The sequence below is a fragment of the Candidatus Desulfatibia sp. genome (assembly GCF_036446775.1).
Classification (GTDB): Bacteria; Desulfobacterota; Desulfobacteria; order Desulfobacterales; family UBA11574; genus Desulfatibia_A.
Window position 1 is genome coordinate 1 of record NZ_JAZFTO010000085.1, and the last position, 16,955, is coordinate 16,955.

The 16,955-nt window shown below is 46.5% G+C and carries 18 protein-coding genes and 1 tRNA gene; 12 read left to right on the forward strand and 7 right to left on the reverse strand.

Annotation, left to right across the window (positions count from 1 at the left end; translation table 11 throughout):
- The first annotated feature begins 279 nt into the window (after nt 1-279).
- Nucleotides 280-3,096 carry a hypothetical protein gene (locus V3S16_RS03675; protein WP_413883323.1) on the forward strand — a complete coding sequence of 939 codons (2,817 nt, stop codon included), beginning with the start codon at nt 280-282 and terminating at the stop codon, nt 3,094-3,096.
- 44 nt (nt 3,097-3,140) lie between these two features.
- A complete protein-coding gene (locus V3S16_RS03680) occupies nt 3,141-3,560 on the forward strand; it encodes a hypothetical protein (RefSeq protein ID WP_413883324.1) in 420 nt (139 codons plus the stop codon).
- A 277-nt stretch (nt 3,561-3,837) separates the two neighbouring features.
- Here the strand turns inward: V3S16_RS03680 and V3S16_RS03685 are convergent, their stop codons facing one another.
- On the reverse strand, nt 3,838-4,275 hold the full coding sequence (locus tag V3S16_RS03685; protein ID WP_413883325.1) for a hypothetical protein: 438 nt from the start codon (nt 4,273-4,275) through the stop codon (nt 3,838-3,840).
- Here V3S16_RS03685 and V3S16_RS03690 point away from each other — a divergent pair.
- From V3S16_RS03690 to V3S16_RS03705, 4 genes are all read left to right on the forward strand, one after another.
- Nucleotides 4,267-5,727: a two-component system sensor histidine kinase NtrB gene (locus tag V3S16_RS03690; protein WP_413883326.1), complete on the forward strand. Its 1,461-nt coding sequence runs from the start codon at nt 4,267-4,269 to the stop codon at nt 5,725-5,727. The two genes, V3S16_RS03685 and V3S16_RS03690, sit on opposite strands and share 9 nt — an antisense overlap.
- Nucleotides 5,724-7,094 carry a sigma-54-dependent transcriptional regulator gene (locus tag V3S16_RS03695; RefSeq protein ID WP_413883327.1) on the forward strand — a complete coding sequence of 457 codons (1,371 nt, stop codon included), beginning with the start codon at nt 5,724-5,726 and terminating at the stop codon, nt 7,092-7,094. Before V3S16_RS03690 ends, V3S16_RS03695 begins: the two co-directional genes overlap by 4 nt.
- 12 nt (nt 7,095-7,106) lie before the next feature.
- Nucleotides 7,107-7,802 (forward strand): outer membrane lipoprotein chaperone LolA, encoded by a 696-nt coding sequence (lolA, locus tag V3S16_RS03700; RefSeq protein WP_413883328.1) that lies wholly within the window; start codon nt 7,107-7,109, stop codon nt 7,800-7,802.
- Nucleotides 7,803-7,984: 182 nt separating this feature from the next.
- A complete protein-coding gene (locus V3S16_RS03705; RefSeq protein ID WP_413883329.1) occupies nt 7,985-8,977 on the forward strand; it encodes a potassium channel family protein in 993 nt (330 codons plus the stop codon).
- A gap of 53 nt (nt 8,978-9,030) precedes the next feature.
- Here V3S16_RS03705 and V3S16_RS03710 read toward each other — a convergent pair whose 3' ends face one another.
- From V3S16_RS03710 to radA, 3 genes are all read right to left on the reverse strand, one after another.
- Nucleotides 9,031-9,771, reverse strand: a complete 741-nt coding sequence (locus V3S16_RS03710; protein ID WP_413883330.1) for a YebC/PmpR family DNA-binding transcriptional regulator — start codon at nt 9,769-9,771, stop codon at nt 9,031-9,033.
- Nucleotides 9,772-9,780: 9 nt separating this feature from the next.
- Nucleotides 9,781-10,383, reverse strand: coding sequence for an RlmE family RNA methyltransferase (locus tag V3S16_RS03715; RefSeq protein WP_413883331.1), 603 nt, complete (start codon nt 10,381-10,383; stop codon nt 9,781-9,783).
- 137 nt (nt 10,384-10,520) lie between these two features.
- Entirely contained in the window at nt 10,521-11,888 is a 1,368-nt protein-coding gene (radA, locus tag V3S16_RS03720; protein WP_413883332.1) for a DNA repair protein RadA, read from the reverse strand.
- Nucleotides 11,889-11,990: 102 nt separating this feature from the next.
- Between radA and V3S16_RS03725 the strand changes: the two genes are divergently transcribed.
- From V3S16_RS03725 to V3S16_RS03735, 3 genes are all read left to right on the forward strand, one after another.
- Complete coding sequence (locus V3S16_RS03725; protein WP_413883333.1) at nt 11,991-12,806, forward strand: histidinol-phosphatase; 816 nt, start codon at nt 11,991-11,993, stop codon at nt 12,804-12,806.
- 155 nt (nt 12,807-12,961) lie between these two features.
- The gene (locus V3S16_RS03730) at nt 12,962-13,813 is read left to right on the forward strand and encodes a lytic murein transglycosylase (RefSeq protein WP_413883334.1); all 852 of its coding nucleotides are present in this window, start codon (nt 12,962-12,964) and stop codon (nt 13,811-13,813) included.
- Between the two features lie 11 nt (nt 13,814-13,824).
- Entirely contained in the window at nt 13,825-14,040 is a 216-nt protein-coding gene (locus V3S16_RS03735; protein ID WP_413883335.1) for a PLDc N-terminal domain-containing protein, read from the forward strand.
- 371 nt (nt 14,041-14,411) lie between these two features.
- On the opposite strand, the gene V3S16_RS03740 is transcribed toward V3S16_RS03735, so the two are convergent.
- Both V3S16_RS03740 and V3S16_RS03745 read right to left on the reverse strand, forming a co-directional pair.
- The gene (locus V3S16_RS03740) at nt 14,412-14,789 is read right to left on the reverse strand and encodes a type II toxin-antitoxin system VapC family toxin (protein WP_413883336.1); all 378 of its coding nucleotides are present in this window, start codon (nt 14,787-14,789) and stop codon (nt 14,412-14,414) included.
- A complete protein-coding gene (locus tag V3S16_RS03745) occupies nt 14,789-15,025 on the reverse strand; it encodes a type II toxin-antitoxin system Phd/YefM family antitoxin (RefSeq protein ID WP_413883337.1) in 237 nt (78 codons plus the stop codon). Before V3S16_RS03745 ends, V3S16_RS03740 begins: the two co-directional genes overlap by 1 nt.
- Nucleotides 15,026-15,500: 475 nt before the next feature.
- Between V3S16_RS03745 and V3S16_RS03750 the strand changes: the two genes are divergently transcribed.
- Nucleotides 15,501-15,575, forward strand: a tRNA-Glu gene (locus V3S16_RS03750).
- A 176-nt stretch (nt 15,576-15,751) separates the two neighbouring features.
- Nucleotides 15,752-15,943: a hypothetical protein gene (locus V3S16_RS03755; protein WP_413883338.1), complete on the forward strand. Its 192-nt coding sequence runs from the start codon at nt 15,752-15,754 to the stop codon at nt 15,941-15,943.
- A 107-nt stretch (nt 15,944-16,050) separates the two neighbouring features.
- On the opposite strand, the gene V3S16_RS03760 is transcribed toward V3S16_RS03755, so the two are convergent.
- Nucleotides 16,051-16,239 carry a hypothetical protein gene (locus V3S16_RS03760; protein WP_413883339.1) on the reverse strand — a complete coding sequence of 63 codons (189 nt, stop codon included), beginning with the start codon at nt 16,237-16,239 and terminating at the stop codon, nt 16,051-16,053.
- 220 nt (nt 16,240-16,459) lie between these two features.
- Here V3S16_RS03760 and V3S16_RS03765 point away from each other — a divergent pair.
- The coding region (locus tag V3S16_RS03765; RefSeq protein WP_413883340.1) for a hypothetical protein at nt 16,460-16,955 on the forward strand (496 nt) is incomplete at its 3' end.

Here is a 16,955-nt window from a genome sequence, read left to right on the forward strand (position 1 = left end):
GATGAAATCGCTTCGCTCCGCCAGTTTATAGTTTATAAAAATAGGCAGAATACCTTATTCAAAATTCGATGTTGGACGTTGGATGTTCAATGTTCATAGCCTTTAGCTTAACGGCTACGTCCTTGATATTGGATTGTATAATCCATTGACACTCCACCGGCATTACCGTAAACTACCTGACTATCAGGTTCTATTCTTACTATTGTCCTAAATCATATTATCAGTAGTTACATTTCGAACCTATCGCCGTTTAATGCGGACCAAGAGGATGAAACCGGCATGGGAAGGCAAACAATATTTATAATAGAGCCCAACCCTCAAGCCCGGAACAAATTGTTTGAGAAATTCATGTCCCAAGTTCTGGGTCGTCATGGATACCACCTCGCCCGTATCAAGAAGATAAACCACACGGCCATGGAGATCGAGGTCGAGGGCAAACATGAAGCTACCGGTTCGCCCTTTTATGCTGAGTGTAAATATTCTGAAACAGCCGTCAGCGCCCACGAGCTTCAGGCATTTTTCGGCAAATATATGACACGATGGCACCGGGACAAGCGGTGTCACGGCTTATTGATTGCCCTTCCCGGCGTCGACAGTATTGCCAGAACATTTTATCAGGAGCATATCGCAAACAATCCTGAGGTCACAACCCTCCTTTATGAAGAAAATGAAGTTTTGAAAGCCGTTACGAACACGCCGGGAGCTGTCCATCCGGACACCATCGCCAAACGTATCGCCCGCACGGCCGGTAAGCCCGGCGACCGGCTTCTGCTGTACACGGCCAAGGGTTTGTTCTGGGTACAGCATGTCATCGGGCATGATCAAGGAATCAAAAAGCGCGTAGCTGTGTTTGACACCAAAGGAGAGCTGCTGTCGGACAGACCCACCCTTGACCATCTGGCAGAGCTGTATTCCGAACTTGTCGATTATGACAACATCGCCGTCAGCAGAACTGTGGCCTTGCAACCGGGCCTGTTTCAGGAGGTGGAAGACATTGTCGAGTTGCAGGGAAGCTCGGCATGCTTCGAGTTTCAATACCCGGCATCCCCCGAGCATTTTGTCGGCAGAAGGTCGCATTGTGAAGAGCTCGATTCTTTTGCAAATAGCGTTATCAACAAAAAGACGTCTTGTCGCAGCATCTTGTTTGAGGCTGCATCAGGATGTGGAAAAAGTTCCCTGGTGCTGGCCTGGATAGCCCGTCTGAGAGCAAACGGTCACTTTGCTGTAGCCCTTGACGTGCGGTCCCTTTTTTCATCACGGTCAATCCCGCATTCCCTGGACTACGCCATCCGTCTATGGGGAGATTTCGGCGGCCGGCTCCCGCTAACAGACCGCAGTAGACCCTTGAGCAGTTTTGAAGACGCCGTCCAAGCAACGCTCGAAATTGGACAATCACTGGAACGCCACGGCATCCTGATGCTGATCTTTTTTGACCAGTTCGAGCACATTTTTTTGCAACCTGATATCTTCAAACGTTTTCAAAATCTATTGCGAAAAGTCCGCGACGCCCAAACCAATGTGGTGTTGGGTTTCTCAAGCAAGACAGGACTTATGGACCCGAAAAGCGGCTTTTCTAAAGAGTTGCCGACAACCATTTCGGATTTAAGCCGGCATATTGTCTTGAACCCTTTTACCTCCGCCGAAACCAATGAGCTTTTAGAAAAACTCAGCGAAAAACTACAAGAAAACATAAAAAAAGACCTTCGATTTCATCTTGCGGAATTTTCGCAAGGATACCCCTGGCTTTTGAAAAAGCTTTGCAGCCGGGTTGTCGATTTGCGGCAGGCAGGCGTAACACAGCCGGACATCGCCCTGCACCTGCTTAGCGTTGAAGCCCTTTTCCAGGAAGATTTGCGCGGATTACCGTCAATAACAGCAGCAACGCTGCGCCGCGTTGCCCATGCGGCACCGCTCCGTATGTCGGTATCGAGTCAAAACTATGACCCTGAATCCGTTCAGAGCCTGGCCCGTCAAGGCCTGCTGATAAGTATCGGCGATACATACGACGTATACGGGGACGTTTTCCGAGACTATCTAACCGACGGCAAAGTACCCGTCAAAGACAGCTATATCTTGCTTGCAAAAGTGGGTCAAGTTCTGCGGGCAACCAAAATTTTGAAAAAAGCAAACGGCTCTCTTGCCGCACAGAGATTCAGGACCCAGACTGCTTTATCAGAAAAAGCTTTTTATCGCATCGTTAGAGATATGAAACTGCTGGGGCTGATAAAAGTGGATAACGGCAAAATTATCCTTAAACTCCCTCTTCCTGAATCTTCCCAAGATTTTGAGGTTGCATGGCGCCGTCATGTCCGTGACAGACTGCGCCGCAACCGCCAGGTTCGGCGGCTCTTAAAAGCACTGGAAGACAACCACTCGCTTACAATCGATGAAGCCTCTGGCATGCTTGAGATGTTATGCCCTTACATGTCGGCCCCGCGGCAATCCTGGTTAACCTATGCCCGTCTTTTCGCAAAATGGATGGACGCCGCCGATTTGGCACTGTCAGACAGCAAAAACCGGTCACTTATGCGTTACGATCCGGCAACGGAAATTCGGGAACGCCATCTTCTGCTGCCCAAAAGATCCGGCGCGAAAACACCGCAAATACAATATTCGCCGGTTGAAGCTTTGGCCATCAGGCTTGTTCAGGCCTTCCAAACAGACGGTAGCGTTGACTGGACAGGCCTTAAGAAAAGTACGATTTTCAAAGCTCTGGCAACATTAGAAGATCTGGGTTTCATTCAAAGAAAGACCCGGCTGATAAAAGTTCTTCCCAAAGGTTTTGAGTTCGTATCAAACCCGGATCAGCGCCCGCATTTGTTTGCAGAAGGCGCTTTGCAGCTAAAGTCGTTTGCAGCCTTTCTGGAAATACTCGACACCCATAAAGAAAAAGGGGGAGCGCTTTTGATGCTTGGCCTTGAACTTAGCGATAAGCTTAGTACCGGCTGGAAGGAGAGCACGGCTGAAAAGATCGCCAAAATCATGTTAGATTGGGCTCGACACACTAAACTTGCCCCAGGTATGTTTGCACAAATGCGCCGGGGACCGATCAAAGGCTGGAAAAAGAAAAAAGATTTGCAGATACCGCTTTTTTAAAAGAGACCTTTACAAAGGTCTCTAAAAGTCGGGGAACTAATATTTTGATTTTTTTCGACGGTACATACCGGCTGCGGCGGCAGGACAACGGACCACCAATTTCAATTGGCAAGTGGGCCTGCTCCTGGCGGCTGAGGATCATAGACTTTGCGGTGAATCAGCCGGATGTCAAGCATCTCAAGCCGATTGTCGTTGTTGCCACGCAGACTGGGCAAGGCCTATTTAAAACTACTTGCGCCGAAAGCCTGGGAAAAAGGATATGCAGGGATTTTGATCTCGATATCAACGAGATTCTCTGGATTGAGCACTTTCCGGGTGAACTCGATCGGATGTATGTTGCCACTTTTACGCCCAAGTCCTATTTCGGCACTGAAACATTCTATGCCATCGACTGGAGGCCTATCAGGCCCAATGAGATTGCAGCCATCAAGCTCTTTATCCCGGAATCCGATCCAGACCAATGAAGTAAAACCCCTATTCGAGTTTGACTCGATTGGTATGTTAGTTTCCCATCTATTGGCCGAATGATACAATAATGAAAAATGTTCTTGCTCCCCAAAACCAGATGGTGGATACTAAGTACCCAGGCCTGCCGAACAGAACGTCCAAAATGGGTAAAAAATATCCATGTTTTTAAGTGCAAAACTAATTGGCTTGCCGGTTTTGCGATTCGCTGATATTACCAGACGGACCCCTGGCTTATTGCCAGCGTTTAAAGTGTTAGGTTTTATGTATCTATAACTACGACACAAAAATCATAGCATAATAATGCATTCGACCTTTTAAAAATTCATCAATAGCTAATATGGCATCAATATTGCTATTAAAAGTTAATATGGCATCAATATTGCCATTAAAAGCACCATGACCCTCAAAGCCTTCCATAAAAGACTCTGGACCGGTGTTCCAGCTTGGATATTTATCGGCGCTGTGGCGGTGCTCTTTCCGATATTTGCATTTATGACCATGCAAAGTATAAACCGCCAGAAGGAAAACAGCATTCGCCTCTTGCTGGAAAAAGGCGCGGCTTTGATAAGGTCTTTTGAGGCCGGCGCCCGTACAGGCATGGGAATGCACTGGAGCGGACTCCAGCTTCAAAAGCTTCTTACCGAGACGGCTCAGCAACCTGACATTCTTCATCTGCTTGTCACCAATATCAACGGGGTCGTCATGGTACACAACAACCCTGCATATATCGGCAAAACCTATGGCAAAGGATTGGATCTAAAAATTGAGCGCTTTAAGGCGGTGCAGTGGCGCCTTTTATCAAAGCCCGGCAACCAAAAAATATTTGAAGTTTTTCGCAGGCTCTCACCTGCCGGTGGACCTATGGGTATGCGTCGCGGCCACATGATGATGCAATTGTGGATGGAACAAAGCGGTAACACCCGCCTAGCCATAACTCCGTCGGATTTCATTATTTTTGTGGGTCTGGATATGAGTACGATTGACGAGGCCATTAAATCCGACACCAAACATGCGGTTGTCATGGGTCTGATATTGCTGTTTATCGGATTTACCGGCATTATTTTTCTTTTTTTAGCCCAGAGCTATCGCGCCGCAAAAACGTCGCTCTCCAGGATTAAAGCTTTTGCTGATAATGTCGTCGAGAACATGCCCATCGGCCTGCTGGTATTAGACGACAATAAAAGGGTTACTTCTTTCAATAATGTGGCTGCATCGGTTATGCAGCTTTCATTGCATGAAACCATCGGAGAGGATGCCGAGCAAGTTCTCCCGGCGGAGCTCTGGAAGCTGCTGAGCAACTCCGATTTGGAAAAAGGAATTGTTGAAAAGGAGCTCGACTGCATCGTCCGGAATGGCAAAAAAATTCCCCTGGAAGTCGGCGCCACCTTACTTTATGATGAGAGCGAAACGTTTCTTGGATATGTTCTGTTGTTTAAAGATCTCAGCGAAGTGCGTGCTTTGAGAAAGGAGATTGCCAGAAGCCAGCGCCTGGCATCCGTGGGAAGGCTGGCAGCCGGTGTTTCCCATGAAATCCGCAATCCGTTAAGTTCCATTAAAGGATTTGCCACCTATTTCAAGGAAAGATATCATAACATACCTGAAGATCAGCACATTTCAAACCTGATGATTCAGGAAGTAGATCGCTTAAACCGGGTTGTCGGCGAACTTCATGAGTTTGCCCGTCCAATTACAATTTTGAGAAAACCGATTCAAATCAAACGCTATTTAGAAAACTCTATTGAACTCATAGCAAATCAAGCTTTAGAGGCAAACATAACAATTCAAACTACGCTTGCACCTGAAATTGATGAAGTCTATATTGATTCCGACAGAATCAGCCAGGTTCTTTTGAACCTTTATCTAAATGCCATCGAATCGATGGATAGCGGCGGCAATCTTTCCGTTGGGCTTTCAGTGAACGCCGAGAAAGAAGGGGTGGAAATTCGGATCTCCGATAGCGGTGCAGGCATCAGCAAAGAGGATCTGGCTCACATTTTTGATCCATATTTTACCACCAAAGCATCCGGTACAGGCCTTGGGCTGGCGATTGTCCACAACATTATTGAGGCCCACCACGGCGAGATAAAAGTTGAAAGCCAGCCCGACCAGGGCACTACCTTTACCATTTTTTTACCGAATCAAACAATAAGAGAAAGGCGATGAAAACAAAAAATACTATACTGATTGTTGATGACGACAGCACCCATCGCACCATGTTACGGACCCTCGTTGGGGGATGGGGATATGACATTGTCGAGACCGATGACGGCTCTACTGCTATCGAACAAGTGGAGCAACGCCCCTTTGACCTGGTTTTGATGGATGTGCGCATGTTAAAGGTTTCCGGTATCGAGGCTCTGGAACAGATTAAAGCCTTTAACCCCTCCATACCGGTAACCATCATGACCGCCTATTCATCGGTTGAAACCGCTATTGCAGCTCTCAAAAAAGGCGCTTACGATTATCTTACCAAACCTCTTGATTTCGACAAGCTGCGCCTGACGATCGAAAGAGCTATGGAGCACACCCAGCTAAAAGAAGAAAACCGCATCCTGAGAGAAAGCCTCGGCCGGCATTTTGACATCCGCAACATCGTTGGGCGCAGTCCGGCCATGGTGAATCTTCTGGAAACGGTGGCCCATGTGGCCCCTTCCGAGGCAACCGTGATGATCACCGGAGAGTCCGGCACGGGCAAGGAATTGATCGCCGGGGCAATTCATTTTAACAGCCCCAGAAAAGACGGGCCCTTTATAAAAATCAACTGCGCGGCCATCACGGAAACACTTCTCGAGTCAGAACTTTTCGGGCATGAAAAAGGATCTTTTACCGGTGCCGACCGCCGCAAAGAAGGACGCTTTTTTCAAGCCAACGGGGGCAGCCTGTTTCTGGACGAAGTCAGTGAAATGCCGCTGACCATGCAGGTAAAACTGTTGCGGGTACTGCAGGAAAGAGAGATCACCCGCGTGGGCGGGGACAAGGTGATCAAGGTAGACGTGAGACTAATCGTGGCCACCAATCAAAATCTTCCTGACCAGATCTCTAAGGGGTCGTTCCGGGAAGATCTTTATTACCGCCTGAACGTCGTCAATCTAAAGCTCCCGCCGTTAAGAGAGAGAAGAGATGATATTCCCTTGCTGGCCCGGCATTTTTTGGAAGTATTTACCGAAAAAAATCGCAAAGAGATAAAGGGCTTTACACCCCAAACCATGGATCAGCTGATTAGGCATCACTGGCCCGGCAATGTCCGCGAACTGATGAATGCTGTTGAAAGAGGTGTAGTGCTGGCGCGCTCCGAATACCTTGACGAGCAGGACCTCAGGCTCATGCAAGACAGTGTGCAGCAGCCGGAGGAGACCTTGCAGGCTTTGAGCCATATTGACATCGACATGCCCCTGGATGAGGTTGAAAAAGCCACCATCTTACGCACCCTGGAAGCTGTCGAAGGCAACAAAAGCGAAGCATCGCGCCGGCTGGGCATAACCAGAAAAACGCTTCATAAAAAGCTCAAGCAGTACGGGGTCATGCCTTAATGGGGATTGCTGATGAAACCTAAGCGAATTCTGTTCTTGTTATTTAGCCTTGTATTTTTTGGGGCTCAGGCGGCCTTATGCCAGGATGCTCCCCAAACACTAGATGCAAACAAGGCGTCGCCCAAGCTGTCGCTGGATGAAGTCATAGACCGTGTTGAAAGGCGCTATGCCGCCACAGGCTTTGAGGCCCGCTTTTTTCAGGTTTCAACTATAACCGCAATGGATATCACTGATACGGCCTCGGGCCGAATTTTCGTCAAACGTCCCGGCATGATGAGGTGGGAGTACCAAAAACCGGAACCGCAAACTATCATCACGGACGGCAACACCTTATGGATCTACCGGCCCGAAGATCAGCAGGTTTTGATCGGAAAAGCCCCTGATTTTTTCAGAAACGGCAAGGGGGCCGGGTTTCTTGCAGATATCAGGTTATTGCGGAACAAGTTTTATATAACTCTCTCCAATGAGCTCCAAAACGACAGCTACCTGCTGAAATTGTTGCCTATTGAACAAACATTAGACATATCTTTGATACATCTGTTAATTTCAACCAAAACATTTGATATAGTTCGTATCGTCACTTATAACGCGTACGATGACAAAACCAGCATTGAATTGAACAATATTCAGTTCCATCAGAACCTCGACGACGCCCTGTTTACCTTTAAAATTCCTGAAGGTGCGGAGGTTCTGCATCTTGACGAGTAGCCCGCATAGCTATGACTCCATTGAGTCGAACTCAATTGGGTAGTTGCGTGTTGCCGTTCATCGTGAATAGAAATATTTACATTTCTGCTGCCCCTGTGTTATTTAAATTCACATAAACAATATTACCCGGATTTTACATTAGATTCTGATAATCACCCTTTCCCACGAATACTTTAGCGAATATGGATTACTCCAGACTACGAATTTCGCTTATACTCCTACTTGCAATTATCTTTGCGGGCACCACCGGGTATTCTGTCTTTGAAGATATGCCGGTTTTTGATGCCTTCTATATGACTGTCATTACCGTCAGTACGGTGGGATTTTCTGAAATTAAACCCCTTTCCCAAGTCGGCCGCATCATGACCGTCATCATCATCGTTTCAGGAATCAGCGTATTAACCTATACGCTCGGTCAAGTAGCCAGAATCTTTGTCGAGGGGGAATTGAGTAGGATATTAGGGAGGAGAAAGTTGGAAAAGCAAATATCAAAATTAAATGACCACTATATCATCTGCGGGTTTGGACGCATTGGAACGGTTATCAGCCGTGAGCTGTTTGATGAAAAGATTTCCTTTGTGGTGATTGAACAGGATTCAGAGAAGATCAAACAGCTTGAGGAGGATCATTTTCTGTACCTGAATATGGATGCAACCTCTGAAGAAGCCTTGCTTCAGGGGGGCATCCACAAGGCCAGGGGAATTGTAACAGCTGTCAGGTCGGATGCAGATAATGTTTTCGTCACCCTGACCGCCAGGGGATTGAGACCCGATATCTTTGTTCTGGCCCGGGCATCGGATATGAAGAATGAGAGCAAAATGCTTAAGGCCGGTGCTTCCAGAGTTGTTTGTCCTTATCTTTTAGGGGGAAGAAGAATGGCTCAAATCTTAAAGAAACCGACGGTGGTAGACTTTATCGATACCGCCATGATGGATAGCAAGTTGGGTCTCAAAATGGAAGAAGCTGTTGTCGGTCCAGCATCCGACCTCATCGGGAAAACCCTTATCGATAGCCAAATTCGCCCGAGATTCGGTGTGGTCATCGTCGCCATCAAGAAACCAACCAACGAGATGGTTTTCAACCCTACATCGACGGAAAAACTTGAATCCGGAGATACAATCGTTGTTATCGGTAAAAAGGAGGATTTGAAACGCATGAATGAGGTTTTGGGGTAAGTGGACCTGATCGTTATTCGCCACCCGCAAGCGGGATTTAGTGTATATAGTCGCTAGCCGCCCATCAACTCCTCGGGGATGTCGGCATTGGTGTAAACTTTTTGGACATCGTCACAATCTTCAAGCGTCTCCATCAAACGGATCATCTGCTCTGCCTCCTTGCCCTGAAGATTTACGGTTGACTGGGGAAACATGGTGATTTCAGCCACAATGCAGGGGATCGACTGTTTTTCAATTGCATCTTTGACCTGTTCAAAATCCTGGACGGCCGTAATGATTTCGTAGTTGCTGTTATCTTCCCTGACATCCTCGGCACCGGCATCAATGGCGACCTCCATTAAAACTTCTTCATCGACCGCCTTATTCTCAACAACAATGTAGCCTTTTTTCTCAAACATCCAGGCCACGCATCCGTTGGCTCCGAGATTCCCGCCGGCTTTGCTTAATATATGCCGAATATCCGCAACAGCCCTGTTCTTGTTGTCAGAAAGAGATTCAATAAAAACAGCTGCGCCGCCAGGTCCGTACCCTTCATAAACGGCCTCTTCGTAATTGACGCCCTCAAGTTCGCCGGTCCCTCTTTTGACGGCCCTTTCAATGTTATCCTTGGGCATATTTTCATTTTTTGCGGCCTGGATAGCCGCTCGCAGCCTCGAATTCGAGGCCAGATCTCCACCTCCCATACGGGCGGCAACGGTAATCTCTTTGATCAGTTTGGAAAACAGCTTACCCCGCTTGGCATCCGTTGCGCCTTTTTTATGCCTGATAGACGACCATTTGCTGTGCCCCGACATATTAACCTCCTATTTCTTGCCTAATCCGATAATATAAATCTCTCGGCTGGCCTTGCGGCTGCTTTGTGGTTTAAAAATCCTGGTTTTATTAAAGCTGCTTTTAACTGAATCTGAAAACGCTTTGAAATCCTCCCCCTGGAAGATCTTGCAAACGAAAGAGCCCCCGGGTATCAGCATGTTTTGAGCGATCGACAAAGCTGCCTGGCAAAGGTTGAAAGACCTGGCGCTGTCAACATGTTTGCTGCCGCTCGTGGCCGGGGCCATATCGCTGAGAATTATGTTAAAATCCTGGCCCTCGGATCTAAAAAATTCATCATTTATTGACAGGATATCGGCCTTATAAACTCTGGCGTTTGATGGTATTTCTATGGAAACGGGCTGCAGGTCGACCCCCACTACCCGCCCGCCGGCACCTGTCAGCTTCGCCGCCAAAAGCAGCCATGATCCGGGAGAACATCCGAGATCGAGAACCTTATCTCCTTTTTTAATCAGATTATACTTGCGCTGAATCTCCTGAAGCTTATAGACCGATCTGGCCGGAAATTTCTCCTTTTTTGCCCGACGCGAATAATGATCCTGCCAGCGGTTTCGCTTTGTGTTTGAACGTTTCATAATAAAATCTCTTCGAGATTTTATACATAGGTTAACCAGGATTTTGAGTCTGATTCGTTCATTTGCAAGGCATAAGGGGTGAAGCCGTAGTGTACTACTGCGAACCCCTTATAACACAGCAAATGGGCGAATCAGGCTCAAAATAGTTCCTCCATGGCTTCCGACACGGTCTTTATGCCTTTGAGCTCCATTCCTTTTGTGGCGGCAATGCGGTTCAAATTGCTTTCAGGCAGGAGGCATCTTGTAAATCCCATTTTTTTGGCCTCCGCCACCCGGGCTTCAACATGGCCTATGGCCCTGACTTCTCCGGTCAGACCGACCTCGCCGAAAACAATCGTGCCATTTTGAATCGACCGGTCTAAAAAGCTGGATGCAACCACAGCAACGATGCCCATGTCAATGGCGGGTTCATTAATCTTAACGCCGCCGGCGACATTTATAAAAATATCATATCCCATTAAATGCATGCCCAGTTTTTTTTCCATTACAGCAACCAGCAATGCAACTCTATTCTGGTCAATGCCAAGAATGGTTCTGCGAGGGTTTCCGAAGCTGGTGCTGCTGGCAAGGGCCTGCAACTCGACAAGAATGGGTCGTGTGCCTTCCATACTGGCTGTCACGACCGATCCGGGGGTGTTGGCAGGACGTTCGGAAAGAAACACGGCCGATGGGTTGGCAACTTCTTGCAGGCCGCTCTCATTCATTTCGAATACGCCGATCTCATTGGTCGATCCGAACCTGTTTTTTACAGCCCTCAATATTCGAAACACATAATTGCGATCCCCTTCAAAGTAAAGAACCGTATCAACCATATGCTCCAACAGTCTGGGGCCGGCGATGGCGCCGTCTTTGGTCACATGGCCGACTAAAAATATGGATGTGCCGGTTTGCTTGGCCACGAGCATAAGCCGTACAGTTGATTCGCGCACCTGGCTGACGCTGCCGGGAGCCGAGGTCAGGTCGGGACTGAACATGGTCTGAATCGAATCGATAACAAGAACATCCGCTTGTGTTGATTGCAGCATTGCCAAAATCGACTCCAGGTCTATCTCTGAAACCACCAGCAAGTCAGGGGATACCGCCGACAACCTTTGGCTGCGCATTTTTATCTGCCGGATCGACTCCTCCCCGGATACATATAAGACTTTATGGCCCTCTTTTGACAGACCGTGAAGGACTTGCAGCATCAAGGTCGATTTGCCGATCCCCGGATCTCCACCAATCAAAACAAGGGTTCCGGGAACAAGGCCACCCCCTAAGACGCGGTCGAATTCTCTGATGCCGGTCTTTAAACGACTCTCCTGCTCAAATGTAACAGAATCTATGGCAACGGGCACCGCTTGGACCGCTGATAAATACTTGGCCACTCCTTGAAGCGGCCTGGTGGATATGGTTTCTTCCACAAAAGTCTGCCACTGGCCGCAGTCCGGACATTTGCCCATCCACTTGGGGACCTGATAGCCGCACGACTGGCAGGAAAATAATGTTTTTGAAGTCTTTGCCATAATCTTGATTTAACTGTTTGACATCCCGACTCATAGCATGTCAACTAGTTTGGATCAACCCGGGATAGTTTAGTAAGCGGCGCAGCCGCATTGCATAAAATCGTGAAGCGATTTTATTATATGATCGACTACCACGTCCATACATCGCTGTGTGACCATGCCGAAGGCGGCATGGAAGCATATATACAAAAAGCTGTCGAGATCGGCTTACAAGATATCTGTTTTCTGGATCATCTGACCATGCAGCCGGCCGCAGACAATCTCTCCATGGCACCGGGAGAGGTCCCTTTCTATTTTCAGGCCCTGCAGCGCCTTAAACAAGAATACAGAGGGTCCATCAATGTCAAAATCGGACTGGAGATAGATTTTAACCCGGATCATGTTGATTTTTTTCAGGAAATTACAGCAAGATACTCTTTTGACGTCATTGGCGGTTCCCTGCATTTCCTGGGCGGTCTGAACATTGCCAGCCACAGTTCGCCGTGGAAACAAGGTGATTTGGAACCGGATTATGTATACGATCTTTATCTTGAACACCTTAAAAAGATGCTGGATTATAATTACTTTGATGTGCTGTGCCACCTTGATCTTGTCAAAAAATTCGGCTGGGAATCTTCCAGATCCTTAGACAAAGAGTTTAATGAAATTTTATCAATAATAAAAAACAAGCATATGACCGTGGAAATCAACACCAGCGGATATAACCATCCGGCCCGGGAAATATATCCGTCGTTTGATATAATTAAAAACTGCCGTGAACAAGGAATCAGTATCACCTTGGGTTCAGATGCCCACAAACCGGAGAATGTCGGGCAGCATTACGACAAGGCCTGGCCCCTGCTGCTTAAGGCCGGATATCGTCATCTGACCACTTTTACCAGGCGTAAGCGCTCTCAAGTTGCCATAACAAATACATGATGAATGCGGCAAATGTTTTTTTATTGCCACGAAGACACTAAGGCACGAAGCAAAAATAGTAAATATACCCTTTGTGTCTTTGTGCCTTTGTGGCAAATGTTTTTTTCTATGAATAATTAAAATTGATGATTATGAAAACCTTTCTTAGATATTTATTGTTCATTAGTTATATGCTGACCCTGTTGTTGGTGTTATCTGCCGAGGCACCCGCCCTGGCAATCAACAGCGAGCCATATTTTAAAACCCTTCAAAAAAGGCTGATTCAAGACGGTTTTGGTAAAGGCAGGATTAAAAAGCTTTACAGTAGGTCACAAGTGTATTTTGAAACAAAGGGCGTTTCCCGCTTTATACTGCATCGTGAAGCCACGCTCAATTATGATCAGTTTTCATCGCCGGCTTCCATCTTAAAAGCCCGTCAATACATGCAAAAGCACAAACCCATTCTCGCAAGCACGTCCAAGTCATACGGCGTCGACAAAGAAATTATCACGGCCATTATCCTGGTGGAATCACAACTCGGTAACTTTTTGGGCGGCCCTTCCACCGTGAACATGCTTTCAACCATGGCATCTCTATACGATTCAAACGTTCGGGATATGTTTTGGAATGAAACTTTAAAATCGCAGAAGTTATCAAGGAAAAGATACGAAAAATGGGCGCGGAAAAAATCAAAATGGGCCTATACCGAGCTTAAGGCATTTCTTAAATATACTGCCAGAGAGAATATTGACCCGCTGACCGTTTACGGCTCATATGCCGGAGCCCTGGGCATCGCCCAATTTATGCCCAGCAGCATCCTGGCCCATGCAAAAGACGGCAACGACGACGGTCAAATAGACCTCTTTAACCACGCCGATGCCATCGCGAGCATCGCCAGTTACCTGAAACACTTTGGCTGGCATACCGGGATTGGCAAACAAGGGGCTAAAAAGGTCATTTACCGCTATAACAAAAGCAATTATTATGTTGACGCCATCTTAAAAATATCTGCGCTGTTGAAAGGATGATGAATTCGTAATTGGATATTGCAACTATTTTTTTCTGGATAAAAATCGGTGTCGTCTTCTATATATTCACCATCGCGGCAATCATCGATATTGCCCGCAAGGACTTCGGCTCCATTGGCATGCAAGCGCTGTGGGCATTTATTGCCTTGATACCCTTTATCGGATGGTTGATTTATCTGGTTGTTGGATATCGGAAGGGCCGGAAGCCTGACCCGCATATCTCATGAAGGATTTATCTTTGCTTACAAATGGACAAATCAAACGGGTGCAGATATTCTTCTCTCCCAAAACCATTGAATTTCTTAGACAGGATTACAGGATAAACAAGATTATTTTTTCCTGTTAATCAACAAACTCAAATCCTGTAAAAACATATAATTACATGCCAGTCCGATCAGACTATAGTAAAACACATTTTTTAAATTAAGATTAAAGTATATTTTTTTCTGTGGCTTTGAAATGAAAGAGGCGTTACAGGATAATGATTTATGATATACAGGAACTGTACTTTCTTATTTTTTATAATATCAAGTCCATCCTGTTATCCTGTCCAAAATATTTTTCATTTCCCGGGAGAGGAATGCGCTCGCTATGCAGTTCAAGCCTCGATGATGGCAATCTTATACTGTTTAAGATGACTGTCACGAGTGACAAGTGTCAGGCCTTCTACTTTTGCCTGGGCGATAAACATTCTGTCGAACGGGTCGCGATGATATGCAGGAAGAGCGCTGATCATGTGGGCATGGTCGGCGGTAATGGGCAGCGTTTCGAATGGTTGTTGGTCCAAAACGCTTCTAAAATCGGGAGGAATTTCAAGTTTTCCCAGCGCCTGTTTGATCCGTATTTCCCAAATGGCGGCGGCACTGATAAAAACCAGGTTGCCGCCATCTGCGATGGCACTCCTTGCCACTTTGGAAAGCGTTGGATGGTCGTCGAGCCACCACAAAAGGACCTGGGTATCGAGCAGCAGGTTCATTAGCCATCCATCCCGAACGCTTCGGCGACATCCCCGGGCAGGTCGTCAAAATCTGCGGCTATTTTTATTTTGCCGCGCAGAGCACCGGGATGGCGAGTCTCTTCGCTGCGCTCATAGGGAACCAGCTTGGCAACAGGTTTGCCGGCCTTGCCAATAATCACTTCGTTACCGGACAAGACTTTTTCAATGAGTGCCGACAGCTGGGCCTTAGCCTCTGAAATATTGGTTATGTGCATGCCAAATTCCTCCTTGAGGATCTAGTCTGACCAAACCAGACCAGAAAGTCAAGCTTTTGTTTCTTTGTTCGTTTTAGGTATTAGCCCGGTTTTCTCACGAGACTGAACGGCTCAGGAACAAGGCATTTCAGCCCGAAGGCGTAGCTTTTTACTTCGAGGGCTGAATAACGCCGTTCCTGTGTTGTTCAGGCTCGCCTTTGGTGAAGAATTTATTTTTAAATGATAGAAATCATCTAAACAGCGTGTTTTTGATAGGAGTCACCCGATTTTAATATAATCTCTGGATTTCGAATCGGTTTATTGTTGTTTTAACAAACAAAATAAATTCTTCATGAGAAATGCGGGTTAGTTGACATAGGGAATATAGGATGTCATGCGCTCATTCACAACACCACACAGGAAACCAAAAAAATAGCATTTGACAAACTCCCTCCATTTCTATATTCGATTCAGTACATTGTCCATTTAATTTTGTGGTCCCATCGTCTAGCGGTTAGGACGTCGGCCTCTCACGCCGGTAACGGGGGTTCGATTCCCCCTGGGATCACCACAAAAAACATAAACCCCTGATTTTCCTCTAAGGAGCCAGGGGTTTTTATCGTTTATTTCGATTCTAAAAAATGGTATAAGAAACTTACACATTAGTTTAATATTATCTGGCTTTGAAGCCATAACCGCCAACCCTTTTCTTAAAAAAGGGTAATCGTATACAATGGGAGTTGCATAATGCAGACAGCCAAACAAGAGGTAATGGAATTGTTAAAAGACCTTCCAGATGATAGTACCCTCGAGGAAATTCAGTATCATCTGTATGTCCGTCAGAAAGTACAAACAGGCCTTAAAGATGTAAAGCAAGGAAAGATATTTTCTCAGGCTGAAGTCGAAAAGCGGATGGAGAAATGGACGAAGAGATTTTAACTCAGCATGGAGTGAAAGAGAAAGGTGATGAAGACGTACAGGCGTGAAGTTGTTTTGTCAAGCAAGTTATGGGTTTAGGGGTGCTATCGAGTGATGAGCTTGTCTTATCAGGCGAAAAATAGGCGGGTTAAATGGACCTTCCTCCCTTTATACAGCTTTTTTACGACTCTTTTGGGTAAATGGGATAATTCTTTGGGAACAAGCAGGAAGGCAATTGTCAGATAACGGCTTGAACCTTTACCACGAGGCTTGAAAGTAAAACCAAGATCTCTACTTTCATCAATATAAAGATTCATAAAAAGTCTCCCAAAAAAAAATAGCGGCCCCTGGAACCGACATATTCAAAATATGCTTATGACCCCTCAATGGGTGTCACGGCCTGCCCAGGATTTACCCGCTACATTTCTATAATCGGCATCTTATAAAAAAAGGTCAAGCAAAATGTAGCAAAAGATACAAGTTTTATGGCACGGGCAGGGACCAGGGACGTCCTTTTCAGCCGAACGCGCCTAGCCCGTGGGGAATCAAGCTGGGTTTCGACAAGGGTTAAAAACGGAAACCTTATGCTGGTGTGACAAGAAAGGACTGGAATTTTCAGACGATCAAGCTTTGGAGAAAGCGAAGCGATCCGGGAAAGCGTATGTCAGGGTTTCGCGGCCGAACAGTTTACCAACGCCGTATCAGTTGACCAAGGATCCGAAATGGGATGTCGGTGGGGAGTATTACCAGATGTATGATTTAGAGCTTGAATGTGATGATGATGGTGACAAGGATCCAGACGGTTCACTTAACACCTCTGATGACAGTTATAGCGTTGATAATATTGGAGATAATGGTGATTCGGACAAGGGTGTTAATCTATTAGCCAAAAGATCGCATAAAGAAATTAAAAAAATGATACGCGAATCAGCAAAGAAACAGGAACAAGAACCGTATGATCCGAATGACGCTGAAACCCAGAAACTCTTTGAGGAGTTCGGTGATATTCTTCGAGTGAAAAAGGGTTTAAAAA